The 15525-nt window shown below is 40.7% G+C and carries 18 protein-coding genes and 1 other annotated feature; of the genes, 13 read left to right on the forward strand and 5 right to left on the reverse strand.

Features of this window, described 5'->3' with window-relative positions; translation table 11 throughout:
- Positions 1–4 precede the first annotated feature (4 nt).
- Complete coding sequence (locus tag IGI50_RS05070; protein WP_438776357.1) at positions 5–661, forward strand: histidine phosphatase family protein; 657 nt, start codon at positions 5–7, stop codon at positions 659–661.
- A gap of 24 nt (positions 662–685) precedes the next feature.
- Entirely contained in the window at positions 686–3088 is a 2403-nt protein-coding gene (gene recD2 / locus IGI50_RS05075; protein WP_438776358.1) for an SF1B family DNA helicase RecD2, read from the forward strand.
- Positions 3089–3120: 32 nt separating this feature from the next.
- Here recD2 and IGI50_RS05080 read toward each other — a convergent pair whose 3' ends face one another.
- Together IGI50_RS05080 and IGI50_RS05085 are read right to left on the reverse strand one after the other, a co-directional pair.
- Positions 3121–4110, reverse strand: a complete 990-nt coding sequence (locus IGI50_RS05080; protein WP_218256973.1) for a diacylglycerol/lipid kinase family protein — start codon at positions 4108–4110, stop codon at positions 3121–3123.
- Between the two features lie 133 nt (positions 4111–4243).
- Entirely contained in the window at positions 4244–4543 is a 300-nt protein-coding gene (locus IGI50_RS05085; protein WP_438776359.1) for a hypothetical protein, read from the reverse strand.
- 188 nt (positions 4544–4731) lie between these two features.
- Between IGI50_RS05085 and IGI50_RS05090 the strand changes: the two genes are divergently transcribed.
- Positions 4732–5235, forward strand: coding sequence for a QueT transporter family protein (locus IGI50_RS05090; RefSeq protein ID WP_376713210.1), 504 nt, complete (start codon positions 4732–4734; stop codon positions 5233–5235).
- A gap of 42 nt (positions 5236–5277) precedes the next feature.
- Here IGI50_RS05090 and cbpA read toward each other — a convergent pair whose 3' ends face one another.
- Positions 5278–5919 carry a cyclic di-AMP binding protein CbpA gene (gene cbpA, locus IGI50_RS05095; RefSeq protein WP_438776360.1) on the reverse strand — a complete coding sequence of 214 codons (642 nt, stop codon included), beginning with the start codon at positions 5917–5919 and terminating at the stop codon, positions 5278–5280.
- Positions 5920–6210: 291 nt separating this feature from the next.
- Here cbpA and rpmG point away from each other — a divergent pair, with 291 nt between their 5' ends.
- The 8 genes from rpmG to IGI50_RS05135 all read left to right on the forward strand — a co-directional run bounded on the left by rpmG (position 6211) and on the right by IGI50_RS05135 (position 12155).
- Positions 6211–6363, forward strand: a complete 153-nt coding sequence (gene rpmG / locus IGI50_RS05100) for a 50S ribosomal protein L33 (RefSeq protein ID WP_010739830.1) — start codon at positions 6211–6213, stop codon at positions 6361–6363.
- 24 nt (positions 6364–6387) lie between these two features.
- Positions 6388–6558 carry a preprotein translocase subunit SecE gene (gene secE / locus IGI50_RS05105; protein WP_010746478.1) on the forward strand — a complete coding sequence of 57 codons (171 nt, stop codon included), beginning with the start codon at positions 6388–6390 and terminating at the stop codon, positions 6556–6558.
- A 96-nt stretch (positions 6559–6654) separates the two neighbouring features.
- Positions 6655–7197 carry a transcription termination/antitermination protein NusG gene (nusG, locus tag IGI50_RS05110; RefSeq protein WP_028020861.1) on the forward strand — a complete coding sequence of 181 codons (543 nt, stop codon included), beginning with the start codon at positions 6655–6657 and terminating at the stop codon, positions 7195–7197.
- A 184-nt stretch (positions 7198–7381) separates the two neighbouring features.
- Entirely contained in the window at positions 7382–8248 is an 867-nt protein-coding gene (locus tag IGI50_RS05115) for an alpha/beta fold hydrolase (protein WP_438776361.1), read from the forward strand.
- 75 nt (positions 8249–8323) lie between these two features.
- On the forward strand, positions 8324–9430 hold the full coding sequence (locus IGI50_RS05120) for a lactate oxidase (protein ID WP_438776362.1): 1107 nt from the start codon (positions 8324–8326) through the stop codon (positions 9428–9430).
- A gap of 139 nt (positions 9431–9569) precedes the next feature.
- Positions 9570–10319 (forward strand): metal ABC transporter ATP-binding protein, encoded by a 750-nt coding sequence (locus tag IGI50_RS05125; RefSeq protein WP_438776363.1) that lies wholly within the window; start codon positions 9570–9572, stop codon positions 10317–10319.
- Positions 10309–11175 carry a metal ABC transporter permease gene (locus IGI50_RS05130; protein WP_218256979.1) on the forward strand — a complete coding sequence of 289 codons (867 nt, stop codon included), beginning with the start codon at positions 10309–10311 and terminating at the stop codon, positions 11173–11175. Before IGI50_RS05125 ends, IGI50_RS05130 begins: the two co-directional genes overlap by 11 nt.
- A 50-nt stretch (positions 11176–11225) precedes the next feature.
- The gene (locus IGI50_RS05135) at positions 11226–12155 is read left to right on the forward strand and encodes a metal ABC transporter substrate-binding protein (RefSeq protein WP_438776364.1); all 930 of its coding nucleotides are present in this window, start codon (positions 11226–11228) and stop codon (positions 12153–12155) included.
- 42 nt (positions 12156–12197) lie between these two features.
- Here the strand turns inward: IGI50_RS05135 and sdaAA are convergent, their stop codons facing one another.
- Both sdaAA and sdaAB read right to left on the reverse strand, forming a co-directional pair.
- Positions 12198–13082 (reverse strand): L-serine ammonia-lyase, iron-sulfur-dependent, subunit alpha, encoded by an 885-nt coding sequence (gene sdaAA, locus IGI50_RS05140; protein WP_010746471.1) that lies wholly within the window; start codon positions 13080–13082, stop codon positions 12198–12200.
- Positions 13083–13152: 70 nt separating this feature from the next.
- Positions 13153–13827, reverse strand: coding sequence for an L-serine ammonia-lyase, iron-sulfur-dependent subunit beta (gene sdaAB / locus IGI50_RS05145; RefSeq protein WP_438776365.1), 675 nt, complete (start codon positions 13825–13827; stop codon positions 13153–13155).
- Between the two features lie 297 nt (positions 13828–14124).
- On the opposite strand from sdaAB, the gene rplK reads away from it, so the two are divergent.
- Positions 14125–14547, forward strand: a complete 423-nt coding sequence (rplK, locus tag IGI50_RS05150; RefSeq protein WP_010739820.1) for a 50S ribosomal protein L11 — start codon at positions 14125–14127, stop codon at positions 14545–14547.
- 104 nt (positions 14548–14651) lie between these two features.
- On the forward strand, positions 14652–15341 hold the full coding sequence (gene rplA / locus IGI50_RS05155) for a 50S ribosomal protein L1 (RefSeq protein ID WP_010746469.1): 690 nt from the start codon (positions 14652–14654) through the stop codon (positions 15339–15341).
- A 53-nt stretch (positions 15342–15394) separates the two neighbouring features.
- Positions 15395–15521 (forward strand) — a sequence feature (ribosomal protein L10 leader region).
- Positions 15522–15525 lie beyond the last annotated feature (4 nt).

Below are 15525 nucleotides of genomic sequence, written 5' to 3' on the forward strand. Positions count from 1 at the left end.
TTTTATGAAACTGTATTTTACTCGTCATGGAAAAACACAATGGAATCAAGAGAAACGTTTCCAGGGAATGATGGGAGATTCTCCATTATTACCTGAAAGTAAAGAAGCAATCAAAATGCTTGGAAAAGAATTGAAGGATGTCCCCTTTGAGAAGATTTATACGAGTACATTGAAGCGGGCATACCTAACCGCAGAAGGAATCAATAAGCAGCTAACGCAGCCAACGGAAATCATTCGTTCAGAGGATTTAAGAGAGCTCGGCTTAGGGAAATTGGAAGGACAGCTGATTCCTGTGATTGAGGAACGTTACCCTAAAGATATGGTCAACCTGCGGCATCACTTAGACTTGTATGATCCAGCTCCCTTTGACGGAGAGAAAATTGAAGATATGCTAAATCGCATCAATCATTTAGTTGAACAAGCAGTCGCAGAAGCAGAAGAGGGACCGCTTCTTTTTGTCGGTCACGGAGCGGCATTAACCGCGGCTATCCAAGCATTGACGGGAAAGCCGTTAAGTCAATTAAGAGAGATGGGCGGCCTCTTTAATAATAGCCTGACAATTTTAGAAGCAACGAGCAGTAAACCACCGTATGAATTGATCCAATGGAATGACGTCAGCTTTTTAGAAGGTACCGGAGCCAAACCAGATTCACTATTATAATAGGAAGTAGAAGGGAGGAGCGAAATGTCGGAAGAACAGCTATACATTGTGGGAACACTAAAAGCGATCTTTTTCCAAAATCCTAGTAATTTTTATAAGGTGTTGCTGATTAAAGTCAGTGAAACCAATAGTGACTATCTTGAACAAGAGATCGTTGTTACGGGAAGTTTTGGTGATGTGCAAGAGGATGAAGACTATCGCTTCTTCGGACATTTTGTTGATCATCCTCGTTACGGAAAACAATTTTTAGTAGAAAGCTATGAACAGGCGCATCCTACTTCTGCCAACGGTTTGATTAATTACCTTTCCAGCGAAAAATTTCCTGGGATCGGAAAGATAACCGCTGAGAAAATCATCGAGGTTTTAGGAGAAGAGGCCATTGATCAGATTATGGAGAATCCGGCAGTATTAGCAAAGGTTCCTAATCTCAATGCGAAGAAGCAGAAGGTGATCGTAGACACGATTCGTCAAAATCATGGAATGGAACAAATCATCGTCGGCTTGAGCCGCTATGGCTTCGGCAGTCATCTTTCCTTTGCGATTTTTCAGACCTATCGAAACGAGGCTCTGGAGATCATTGCCGAAAATCCTTATCAGCTGGTTGAAGATATCGAAGGCATCGGCTTTAAAAAGGCAGATAGTCTTGCTGAGCAGTTAGGGATAGCCGCGGATAGTCCGCAGCGTATTCGCGCCGCGATTTTTCATCAGGTCAATGAAGATGCCAATCAAAGCGGGGATACATATGTCGAGGCGCAGCAATTACTGACTGAAGTTCTGCAGCTTCTAGAAACAACCCGTCCAGTGGAGATAGCGCCAGATCAAATTGCTACGATGATTATCCAATTGGTGGAGGAGGAAAAGATTCAGCAGGAAGCCACCAAAATTTATGAGAATACTTTGTTTTATAGTGAATGGGGCATTGCTTCTTCGATTGAGCGACTGCTAGCTCGTAAAAAAGAAATCAATTATCCTCAAGCGACCATTGATAAAAAGCTGCGCTTGATTGAGAAACAGCTAAAGATCACTTATGGCGACTCACAGGATCAAGCGATTAAAGAAGCGATTCGCTCCCCGTTGTTTATCCTAACAGGGGGACCCGGAACAGGGAAAACAACGGTAATTAACGGGATCGTTAAGCTATTCGCTGAATTAAATGATTTGTCTTTGGACCCAAAAGATTATACGAACGCAGTTTTTCCAATTCTTTTGGCGGCACCGACAGGTCGTGCAGCGAAACGTATGAATGAAACGACTGGTCTGCCAGCAAGTACGATCCATCGTTTATTGGGCTTGAATGCCAATGATGATACGCCAGATATTGATGCCAAAGAACTTGATGGCGGCTTGTTGATAGTGGATGAAATGTCGATGGTAGATACATGGTTGGCAAATACGCTGTTAAAGGCAATCCCTGATAACATGCAGGTGATTTTGGTGGGAGATAAGGACCAATTACCATCTGTTGGTCCGGGACAAGTTTTCCATGATTTGCTGCAAATTGCAGACATTCCAAAGATGGAATTGACGGATATTTATCGTCAAGGAGACGGTTCTTCTATTATTCCACTAGCCCATGAGATCAAAGATGGCAAGCTGCCGCAGGATTTTAGAAAAAACCAACAGGACCGCTCTTTCATTGCTTGCCATGCGTTTCAAATGGAAGAAGTTGTTAAACAGGTGGTTGAACGAGCGAAGAAAAAAGGATTCACGGCCCAAGATGTTCAAGTTTTAGCGCCAATGTATCGTGGTCCTGCTGGGATCGATGCGATCAATAAGATGATGCAGGAGATTTTCAATCCCAATGATGGACGGAAAAAAGAGGTTCAATGGAACGATGTAGTTTATCGGATCGGTGACAAGGTTCTTCAGTTAGTCAACAATCCAGAGCTCAACGTCTTCAATGGTGACATGGGAATCATAGTTGGAATTATTCCAGCGAAAGAATCGGATGATAAAGTAGATGAACTGGTCATCCAGTTTGACAGTAATGAAGTTAGCTACAAGCGTACAGAATGGAACAAGATCAAACTTTCCTACTGCTGTTCGATTCATAAGGCGCAAGGTAGCGAATTTAAAATGGTGCTGTTGCCCATGGTAAAACAATATTCTCGAATGCTGCAACGAAACTTACTTTATACCGCAGTGACACGCAGCAAGGATTTGTTGATCTTATTAGGGGAAGAAGAGGCTTTTCAAGCCTGTGTAAACCGAGAGTCCGCCGTGCGAAAAACCACTCTGATCGAACGGATCATGAAGGGTGAGGACGTAGCACCAGTACAGCCTAAGGTAGAGCCTTTTGAAGCTGTAGAGGAAAAACAAAAAGCAGCGAAGAATGAACCAGCTACATTAACACCAAAATTAATTGCTGCCCAAACCATCGACCCGATGATCGGGATGGAGGGTGTTACGCCAGCAATGTTTATGTAAGCAAAAAAGGACTGAAAAATAAATCCACGGATTTATTTTTCAGTCCTTTTGTCGGCATACCAGATATATTGGGTTGCCGTGGAGAAGTTCATATCAAAGGAACGTTCCCCCATATCTTCACCATCTGCTTGCCCGTGCTGTGGAACGACAGAAACAATTCGAATTTTACTGCTGGTAAAATGCTGATAGTGTTTGTTCGTTGTATGCTTCTTCCGCAAAAGCTGAAGTAAAAAGCGCAAAATTGCAGGCAGATTCGGCTTCTCAACCACCACAAGATCGATCGCATCTTTCTTTGGATCAGCCATAGGTGCAATAGCTACCCCACCACCAAAATAAGGGATGTTTGTAGTGGTACATAGAAAGGTTCGCTGGAAACTCAAGCTTTGTCCGTTCAATTCAACAAGAATCGGAAACGTTTTTTGAGTAAAGATTGCTTTTACTAGATACAACGCATAAGAAGCTGATCCAAGGTGGTATTTATTCAACACTTTTTTTGAAGTAGAGGCATTTGTCGTCGCAACGATCAAGGCATCTAAGCCGATTCCCACATTATTCAAAATAATCCCCTGTTCTTCACGAATTTTTTCTTCATAATGAAAGACGTTGATTGGTTGCGGCTGTAAAGCAGAAGTAATTTGCTCAAAGGCTTTTTCCGGATCACGTGACAAGCCGATTCCGCGAGCAAAATCATTTCCTGAACCTGCGGGAATATAGCTGACTGGACGCTGGATATCCATAGCGTAAAATTGATTGACAACTTGATGCAATGTCCCGTCACCGCCGATGACGACTAACAGATGAAACGAATGATCGATATGTTCCTTCTCGCAGTCTTTTGACCAAGGGCTCAGTAACGCAACGAGTCGTTCAACAATTTCTCTTTCATCGCCTGGCTTTTCCGTATAATAAGGCGTGTATGTATAATCACCGTCATCTAGCAGTTGGATGATTTTCTTTGCAGTTTTTGCCGCATTGCCGCTGCCGGCTGCGGGATTAATTAATATATGATAATGAAAATTCATGTCCTCGATCCTTTCAAAAATTGATTATAACAGAGTAACGAAAGGAACTGTAGAAAATTGAATCATTTTTCATTAATCAAGACAATGAAAAAATCCCTATTCACAAGGAAAAGGGAAAGAAATCTGCTATTTTTTAGTTTTTCTTGGCTTTCTGAATAAACCAATCAATGATTTTTTTCTCGTAGTTTGAAGAGAGATAGTCGTTGTTAACAGTTATCGTTTGCATATTCTTATCAAATGTAACGACGAGCGTTCCCCATATTGAAAAGAGCAATTGATTCTCCGTGTTTTCGATTTTATATTTTTCTACTAATGGGGCACGAGTGCTGCAGCAACCGTAATTTCCAGGAGTCCAGCGTTCCTTAATAATTGCTTGCCCTTCTTTTTCTGCCTGCAAATACAGCTGTTCTAATTCACTGTCTATACCGATCATGATGAATCCCCTCCTACTTAAACGCCATTTCTATGAAGAGTGTATCATCGGAAGCTTGAAAAATTCAATGTAAAGCCCTTCGATAAAAATCGAGAGTTGACTTACATTCTGAAACAACGTATGCTGTATAAGGTTTACAGCGGTTCATCAACCATCCCGCTTTAAAAAAACTCGGAGAAAGAAGGAAAATTATGAATATGGTAGAAAGAAAGCGAGTCAATGTCGTGGTGACGAATGGCATCATTATGGCGCTTTATTTGGCTCTGACGGTTTTAGTTTCGCCGGTAGCATCTGGCGCGATTCAGTTTCGTATCTCAGAAAGCTTGAATCACTTGGTCGTATTTAATCGAAAATATCTATGGGGAATCTTTGGCGGAGTCGTCGTCTATAATGCGATTTTTGGTATGGGCTGGCTCGATGTGGTCTTCGGAGGAGGGCAAACGTTATTGGCTTTATCTTTAACGGCAATTTTACAGAATGTCGTAAAGAATACGAAGATCCGCTTAGCATTAAACGTTCTGTTCTTTAGTGCAAGTATGTTTCTCATTGCATTGATGCTGAATTTGACCGCTCAATGGCCTTTTTGGCCAACTTACGGCTGGACTGCCTTAAGTGAAGCAATCATTATGACTGTTTCAGCACCGATTATGTATTATTTGAATAACCGTTTGCATTTTGCAAAGCAAATATAAAAAATGGTGATCCTAAAACTAGGGTCACCATTTTTAATTAATCTAGTCTTGCATCGTTAAAGATTCTACTTCTTGAATCTCAAAGTGTTTTCGTTCCAGATGATCAATGATATGATTTAGTTTATTTTCGTCGACCCCAGCGGGCAAGGTGAACAAGGTCCGACGTCCTTTAAATTCTTGACCAACATCAAGCGTAATACAGCTGGCGATGGTCGTAAACTTAGAGATAATCTTAGACATCGCTGCTAAATCACCGCGTTTTCCTGTAGAAACAACAGTGATGACATAGCTGCCAGTTTGAATATTCCAGGATTGGGAAAGCATGTTCAATAATGTACTGTGGGTCAAGATACCATAAAAATGGTGATCCTCATCTAAAACAGTAATATATGGCAATTCTTTAATCGTAAAAAAGATTTTAAAAAAGGAAGTATCTAAGGAGATAAATTTTGTTGCGTTTTTCAGCAAATGAGTGACTGGTAAATCCATGTCGCCGCCATTTGCTTTGTGCCGGTAAATGTGCATCTTGTAGATATTGCCTCGGAAAATTTGATTGCTCTCATCTAGAATCGGTACACAACGGAAACCGGTGCTTTCTAAGATATCCAGCGCCTCTTGCAATGTCGTTGATTCATTGATCGTCGTCAAATTATCTTTCGGATAAACGAGACTTTTTAATAACATCCAATAACCCTCCAATAAAGCTATTCATTCTTTCATCATATTATCATATTCTACTAGAGAAAGAAATTCATTTTAGAAACAATTCAAATTGAAGGGGCACGGCTCTTAATGAAAGATTGACAGAAAAAAAGATAGATGATAATGTTAATCTGTGACTTTGCGAGTTTCCATCTGTAATAGTAAATATTTAAAAAATAAGGCATGAAAATCAGACTCATTTCTACAGAAAAATGAATCTATTAATAAGAATTAGGATGGCAGTCCAATAATAAGAATTAGGAGTAGATCGCTATGGCAACAAAGAAAGCGGCTCTGGCCTGCACGGTTTGTGGTTCAAGGAACTACACAAAATCAGTGAGTGAAGGCAAACGCGGGGAGCGTTTAGAGATCAATAAGTTTTGTAAACATTGTAATCAGTATACGATACATAAAGAAACCAAATAATTAATTGACTAGGAGGATAATCAATTGAACTTTTTACGCAGTGTTAGAGAGGAAATGAAACTTGTTTCATGGCCTTCAAAAAAACAATTACGTCATGATTCGCTTGTTGTAATCGAAACAGCAATCATTTTTGCTTTGATGTTTTTCATCATGGATACAGCGATTCAAGCATTGATCAATTTGATCATTCGCTAGTAGCCAATTCAAAAAAAGCATGTTATACTGTTTGAGAGAAAAAACCTTGGTACTACTGAGGTTTTTTTATTTTAGAACGAGGAGCCGATGGCGAAAATGGAATCTTTTGAAAAACAATGGTATGTGCTGCATACTTATTCCGGCTATGAGAACAAAGTAAAAGCAAACTTAGAATCACGTGCACAAAGTATGCGGATGGAAGACTATATTTTCCGTGTAGTTGTCCCAGAAGAAACAGAAACAGAAGTTAAAGGCGGTAAAGAAAAAGAAATCGTCCATAAGACTTTCCCTGGATACGTGTTAGTAGAAATGGTCATGACGGATGATTCTTGGTATGTGGTTCGTAATACACCAGGTGTAACTGGCTTCGTCGGTTCACACGGTGCCGGAAGTAAGCCAGCGCCATTGATGCCTGAGGAAATCAATCATATCCTACGCTCGTTAGGTATGAGTACTCGCCAGCACGATCTTGAAGTAGAAGTAGGCGAAACAGTAAAAATCATCGAAGGAGCCTTTGCTGGACTGGAAGGTGTTATTACTGAGATTGATGAAGAGCGCGATAAAATCAAAGCTAACATTGATATGTTCGGTCGTGAAACGAGTACCGAGTTAGACTTCGACCAAATCGATAAAATTTAACTAGCAAATTAAGCTGAGACAAGAGGTCTCGGCTTTTTTTGACAATAATTAAACTCACGGACAAGGTTCTTAAACTTTTGACTCTTTTTATTGAGATAACGACAAGATGTGCCTATAGTAGAAGATAAGAAACGAAAAGTGATGGCCATTACTTTAATCTAGAAACGGAAATGGAGCTATAAGGTTGAAAAAAATATTACTCAGTTTAGTTGCTGCGGCGACAATTTTGGTGCTTGTCGGTTGCGGTTCTGGTGAAACAAAGCAAACAGAAAAGACGGGGAAATCGCAAGCTACAGCGACCGTTCATGAGAAGGACGTTGTTAAAAGCACAGTACCGACTGTCTTTATTCACGGGTATGGCGGGACGATCAATTCCTTTGGCGGAATGATTCAGCGTTTATCTAATGAAGGAGAAACGAAAAGAGAAATGCTGATTACTGTCCAGTCAGACGGTTCCTTAAACGTTGATGGACAATTAAGCCATAAAAAAAATAACCCGAGTATCCAAGTGTTGTTTGCCGCTAACAAGGACAATGAATGGAATCAAACTGAATGGATCTATAGTGTTTTAAGATACTTGAAGCAGCAAGGAATCGATCAGGTCAATTTAGTGGGGCACTCGATGGGGGGCGTAAGTTCTTTGCGCTATTTAACGACGTATGGACAACCGACGGATGCAGCGAAGATTGATAAGTTTGTTTCTATTGGAGCGCCCTTCAATGATTTTAACGATACGGCAGAGAATCAGTCCATCGATGATTTACTGAACAATGGTCCTTCTCCGCAAGCTAGTCGGTATGTGGATTACAGTAACGGAATCAGTCATGTGCCAAGTTCATTGCCAATATTATTGTTGGCCGGAAAATTGAGCGAGAATGAGACTTCAGATGGGACGGTACCATTAACTAGCGCATTAGCAACCTATTCTTTACTGAAAGCTCATGGTAATCCAGTTAGCTATCAGATTTTTACTGGACCAAATGCTCAACATAGTCAATTGCATGAGAATGCTGGCGTTGATAAAGTTGTTTCAGAATTTTTATGGAAATAGGAAGACAAGTTGCTTGCTTACTTTTTGTAAGAGTATTATGATAACTCATGTATTCAAAAGAAAGAAGGAGTTATCATGACTTATCAAGCAAGTAACGAAGAACATCCAATTGACATTATAAATATTGCCTCATTAGAAGGTCGCGTAAAAGAACGCATGGAAAAAGGTGCTTTCGGCTATATTCGCGGTGGTTCTGAAGACGAATGGACAATGAAAGAAAACACTTCTTCATTTAATAATAAAACGATCATGCCAAGAGTATTACGTGGAATTGATCATGCGGATCTTCATACGAAACTTTGGGATATTGATTTGGCAACACCAATTATCCAAGCGCCATCTGCTGCACAAGGTTTGGCTCATGAAAAAGGGGAAGCAGATACCGCTAAAGGTGTTGCGGCAGCTGGTTCAATCTTTTCAATCAGCACTTATGCCAATACAACAATTGAAGATGCGGCTGCAGCTGCACCAGATGCGCCACAATTTTTCCAATTATATATGAGTAAAGATGACGGCTTTAACGAATTCATTTTAGAAAAAGCTGTTCAAGCAGGAGCGAAAGCAATTATATTAACGGCGGATTCTACACTTGGTGGATACCGTGAAGAAGATATTATTAATAATTTCCAATTTCCTCTACCAATGCCTAACCTAGCAGCATATAGCGCAAAAAGTGCCAGCGGTGACGGTGAAGGCAAAGGAATCGCAGAAATTTATGCGGCAGCAAAACAAGGATTAGTTCCTGAAGATATTAAGAAAATCAAAGACTTGACGAACTTACCTGTTTTCGTCAAAGGCATTCAATCCCCAGAAGATGCTGAAGTAGCAATTGCAGTTGGTGCGGACGGTATTTGGATTTCAAATCACGGCGGCCGTCAATTAGATGGTGGACCAGCATCCTTCGATGTATTGCCATTAATTGCAGGCGTTGTAAACAAACGAGTGCCAATCGTTTTCGATAGTGGTGTACGTCGCGGTGAGCATGTCTTCAAGGCCCTTGCTAGTGGTGCTGATTTAGTTGCCATTGGTCGCCCAGTAATTTATGGGTTAAATCTTGGAGGTGCTGAAGGAGTAACCTCTGTGTTCGAACATTTAAACAAAGAATTATCAATCACGATGCAGCTTGCAGGAACAAAAACGATTGATGAAGTAAAAAATACGCGTCTAAATGATGCAAAATAACTAGTATATATAGGCTTTACCGAGAAAAAGAATTTCTTGGTAAAGCTTTTTTTTGCGTTTTTCTTGCTTACGCTTTCTTTTTAGTTTATGATTAACTAAAAGTTTAGGTTAGCCTAAAATTGGAAAAGAGAGGGTATCTATGAAAACGATTCGCGTAGAAGATTTATCCGTTGCTTACCGTGGGAAAATCGCCTTGCAGCAGGTAAGCCTTCAGTTGTCTGCTGGAAAACTAACGGGCATCGTTGGTCCTAACGGTGCGGGAAAATCCACCTTGATGAAAGGGATACTGCAGCTTATAAAAACACAATCAGGAAGGATATTTTATGGTGAAGAGCCGTTAAGTAAACAGAGACAAAAAATTGCTTATGTCGAGCAGCGGCAAGATATTGATTTGAGTTTTCCGATAGATGTGTTTGGGGTAGTACTGTTTGGTACATATCCTCGTTTAAAAATGTTTCAGCGACCTGGGAAAAAAGAGAAAGCATTTGCATTGGAATGTCTTGAAAAAGTCGGCTTAACTAAGTTCGCTGACCGCCAAATCAGCGAGCTGTCAGGCGGTCAACTTCAACGTGTATTCATCGCGCGGGCATTGGCACAGCAAGCAGAATGGATTTTACTGGACGAACCTTTTGCCGGTATCGATGCGACAAGTGAAAAAATTATTATCGAGTTATTGAAGAAACTGCGTGATGAAGGAAAATCAATTGTCATTGTTCATCATGATTTGCACAAGGTCACGGATTATTTCGACGAAGTTATTTTGTTGAATAAAGGGTTGATAGCCGCTGGTCCTGTTGATCAAACGTATACAACAAAAAATATGGAAAAGACGTATGGAAATGAAATTACGCAGATGTTAAAGATTGGAGGCGCTGACTTTGCTACATGATTTTTTTCAAGGATTAATTGAGTATCAGTTTTTACAGAATGCATTGATCACTTCGATTATGGTAGGAATATCCGCGGGAGTGATCGGTTCGTTCATCATTTTACGTGGAATGTCATTAATGGGGGATGCGATCTCTCATGCGGTGCTGCCAGGAGTAGCGATTTCATACATGTTGGGGAGCAGCTATATTATCGGCGCGACATTTTTTGGACTATTTTCAGCCGCGTTAATCGGTTTTGTCGGTAAACACAGCCGATTGAAAAATGATACGGCAATTGGAATTGTCTTCAGTTCATTCTTTGCTCTTGGAATCATTTTGATTTCTTTTGCTCGAAGCGCCACCGATTTGTACCACATTCTCTTTGGGAATGTTCTGGCAGTTCGTGATTCGGATATGCACTTGACGGCTGTCGTCATGGCGGTGGTTCTGTTAGCGGTCTTGCTATTTTATAAACAATTAAAATTGACCTCCTTTGCGCCAACGATGGCACAATCCTACGGCTGGAATATCAGTCTGATTAATTATGGTTTGATGTTCCTGCTGACATTAGTAGCCGTGACTTCATTGCAAACGGTGGGGACAATTTTAGTTATCGCTATGCTGATTACACCAGCAGCGACGGCCTATCAGTTGACCAACAAACTATCCGTGATGGTTGGACTATCAACCCTTTTTGGCGTCATGAGCGCGATCATCGGTTTGTATTTCAGCTATAGTTACAACCTTCCCTCTGGTGCAACGATTGTATTAACAGCGGCGGTATTCTTTATTGCGTCCTTCCTGTTTTCACCTTCTAAAGGATTGATTCAACAATTGCGAAAGGATGCACGTACGGCATTTCCAAGCGGAAAGTAGAGTCAAATTTAAATTTCGGACGATTACAAATTATGAAAGGAAGAAAGTGAATGAAATATAAAAAAGTAGTTTTCGCGGGAATCATAGGTTTATTAATGCTTGCAGGCTGTGGAACAAAAGGAAGTAATACAACGGCCAAAGATGAATCAAAAAAGTTAGAGGTTGTTGCCACAAATTCGATTATTGCGGATATGGTGAAAGAAGTTGCCGGAGATGAAGTGAAGGTGCACAGCATTGTTCCAGTAGGGACAGACCCTCATGAGTATGAACCACTGCCTGAAGACATCAAAAAAGCTAGTGAAGCAGATGTTGTTTTTTTTAATGGTCTAAACCTAGAAACCGGAAATGGCTGGTTTGACAAGCTGATGGAGACAGCTAAGAAAAAAGAGAATGAAGATTATTTTGCAGTGAGTAAAGAGGTTGAACCCATTCATTTAACTGGAAACAGCAAACAGGAAGATCCCCATGCATGGCTGGATATTTCGAATGGTATTTTATACGTGAAGCAGATTGAAACGGTTTTAAGTGAAAAAGATCCAGAGCATCAAGAAGCCTATAAGAAAAATGCTGATAACTATATTAAAAAGCTGGAAGAGTTAGATAGCCGGGCAAAAGAAGCATTTGCGGATATTCCAGCAGAGAAAAATCTGTTGGTTACCAGTGAAGGAGCCTTTAAATACTTTTCTAAAGCCTATGGGCTGACTGCTGCATATATTTGGGAGATCAACACAGAAAGTCAAGGAACACCTGAACAAATGAAACAAATCGTTGAGAAGGTGAGAGCGTCAAAAGTTCCCTCATTATTTGTGGAGACAAGTGTTGATAAGCGTAGTATGGAACGTTTAGCCAAAGAAGTTGATCTGCCGATTTATAGTGATCTATTTACTGATTCCCTAGCGAAAAAGGGAGAAACAGGAGATAGCTACTATGGCATGATGAAATGGAATTTGGAAAAAATCCATGAAGGTCTGATGAAATAAGAAAAAGCAGCTGATTTTCATGTCAGCTGCTTTTTGCTGGATTTAAACAGTCGCTTTTTCAGGTTCACCAAAGACTTGGCGTTGTAAACGCAAGCCTGTTGGCGTTGTCGCTACGCCGCCTTCGGCAGTTTCCTTGAAGATTTGAGGCATTGCTCGCCCAACTTTGTACATCGCCTCAACAACTTCATCCGGTGGAATGACACTGCGAATTCCTGCTAATGCCATATCGGCTGAAATAAATGCTTGAGAAGCCCCCATCGCGTTTCGCTTCACACAAGGCACTTCCACTAAGCCCGCCACAGGATCACAGATGAGCCCCATGACATTTTTCAAAGTAATTGCTAATGCGTTTGCCGCCATTTCCGGGGTTCCGCCATTTGCAGTAACTAAAGCAGCGGCTGACATTGCGCTGGCAGAACCGACTTCTGCTTGACAACCGCCTTCAGCACCGGAAATAGAGGCATTGTTCGCCATGACTAATCCAAAAGCACCTGCTGTGAACAGAAAATCAATTTGTTCCTCATGGGATAAATTTAATTTTTCACGTGCCGCCATCAGAACACCAGGCAAGACACCGGCGCTGCCTGCAGTAGGGGTGGCGCATACGAGCCCCATTTTCGCGTTGACTTCGTTGACGGCAATCCCATTCCGGACAGCCTTCAAGATAGTTTCACCGCTCATAAATTTGCCGCTCTCAATGTACTCATTCATACGTTTGGCATCGCCACCAGTGATTTTTGTTACAGAGGTCACCCCTTGGATGCCTTCTTCAATAGAACTTTCCATTACTTCTAAATTGCGTTCCATCAACGCAATGATTTCTTCACGTGTACGATCAGTTAATTCCATTTCAGTCGCGATCATCAATTCACCGACGCTTGAATAATCCTTTGCTTGTTCCACAAGCTCTTGGATCGAGTAAAACATGACAATTCCTCCTTAATAATACCTATCCATATAATCAATAGTAAAAATGAGTATTCACATCTAATAAAAGCTATTTAAAATAGGTCACGCTTAAGACATCGTCTTCACGTTTGATTTCTTGTCTTAAGCCTTCTGGATCATCAGGGGTGTCGTCGATTTCTAATAGTACGATCCCGTTTTCGCCTCTGGTTTTGCGAGTCATCGTTACTTTACCAATATTCAAGCCATGCTTCATGAAAATTGTAGAGACACGTGAGAGCAAACCAGGAACATCCTTATTGATAATGATATACGTTGGATTTCCCATGCCAAGTGAAATGCTGTAGCCATTCATTTCGGTGATCTGGATATTTCCGCCGCCGATCGAAACACCTGTTACAGACATTTCAAGATCCCCCTTAATCATACGTAAGGTGACAGTATTTGGATGATCAGCGATTTCTTTTTTGGGGACAAAGAGAACTTCCATTCCTTGTTCATGAGCGATTTTCAATGAATCGGATAAACGAGGATCGTCTGGTTCCATTCCTAAAATGCCGCCGACTAAGGCGATATCTGTTCCATGTCCGCGATATGTTTTAGCAAATGATTCAAATAAGTCGAATTCAACTGAATCTGGGCGTTCACCAAAAATCATTCGGCAAACTTTTCCGATTCGCGCAGCGCCAGCAGTATGAGAACTACTTGGTCCAACCATTACCGGACCAATAATGTCAAAAACACTTCGATATTTTAATACTTCCATTATTTTAAACCTCCCTAGTTTATCCGATGAAAATCCTCATCAAGTCGACCATAGTGTAACATATACGCTTTCTGAAAATAGTAAGATTAATAATTTATTTTGTTATTCTCATAGTAGTTAAAGAGATTGTGAAGCGTTTTATTATTGTCAAAAAATTGCAACAGTAAGAAATCAGTCTTGCATTCAAATAAATAATCTGCTATGATACCAAAGTGTGTCTTGTGCACACTGTTTTAAGTGGGAGGAGAAATTTTGATCTCCAATTAACCACATCACGGACTCAAGGAGGTATGTCTCGTGGCAAAGAAAGTAGAAAAATTAGTTAAACTGCAAATTCCTGCAGGGAAAGCAACACCAGCTCCCCCAGTAGGTCCTGCACTAGGTCAAGCGGGTATCAACATCATGGGATTCACAAAAGAATTCAATGCTCGTACAGCTGATCAAGCAGGTTTGATCATTCCAGTTGTGATCTCTGTATATGAAGACCGTTCATTTACATTTATCACAAAAACACCGCCAGCTGCAGTATTGTTGAAAAAAGCAGCGAAAATTGAAAAAGGTTCTGGCGAACCAAACAAAAACAAAGTTGCAAAAGTTACTAGCGATCAAGTAAAAGAAATCGCTGAATTGAAAATGCAAGACCTAAACGCAGCTAACGTTGAGTCAGCAATGCGCATGGTTGAAGGAACTGCACGAAGCATGGGTATCACTGTCGAATAATTTTCGATGAACCCAAGAAAGTAGCTTCTCAGTTGGCTCCCTATCTAAAGATACGGAACACGTGGGAGGTTCTACCGTTATAACCACATCAAGGAGGAAACAAAATGGCTAAAAAGAGCAAAAAAATGCAAGATGCATTAAAAAAAGTTGATACTACTAAAGCTTACCCAGTTGCGGAAGCAGTAGCACTAGCAAAAGAAATTAACTTCGCGAAATTTGACGCAACGGTTGAAGTTGCTTACAAATTGAACGTAGACCCTAAAAAAGCGGACCAACAAATCCGTGGAGCAGTTGTGCTTCCAAACGGAACTGGTAAAACTCAAACTGTTTTAGTATTCGCTAAAGGCGAAAAAGCAAAAGAAGCAGAAGCTGCCGGCGCTGATTTCGTTGGTGATGACGACATGGTTGCAAAAATCCAAGGTGGATGGTTCGACTTTGACGTTGTTGTAGCGACACCTGACATGATGGCTACAGTTGGTAAATTAGGTCGTGTGCTTGGACCAAAAGGTTTAATGCCTAACCCTAAAACTGGTACTGTAACAATGGATGTTACAAAAGCTGTTGAAGAAGTTAAAGCTGGTAAAGTAACTTACCGTGTTGATAAAGCTGGTAACGTTCATGTGCCAATCGGTAAAGTATCATTCGACGATGCGAAATTGATTGAAAACTTTAACACAATCAACGAAACTTTAGTGAAAGCAAAACCTGCGACTGCTAAAGGTCAATACATCAAAAACATTTCAATGACTACAACATTTGGACCTGGTATCCATGTTGAACAAACTGCTATCTAATTAATTTTAGAAAAAGCTTGACCTGACTAGCTTATCTATGGTAAGTTAGTCAAGGTTAAATATTAACTGTACCGAAGACAGTAGGTGACGCAAGTCTTAATTTCCTACCGAGGACGTTTATTGAGAACATTCAATAGTCCCTCTATGTCTACGGTGGCATAGGGTATTTTTTTGCTTTCAGCAA

Origin of the sequence: Enterococcus sp. DIV0170, assembly GCF_051710765.1 — a bacterium.
GTDB classification, from domain to species: Bacteria; Bacillota; Bacilli; order Lactobacillales; family Enterococcaceae; genus Enterococcus_A; species Enterococcus_A raffinosus.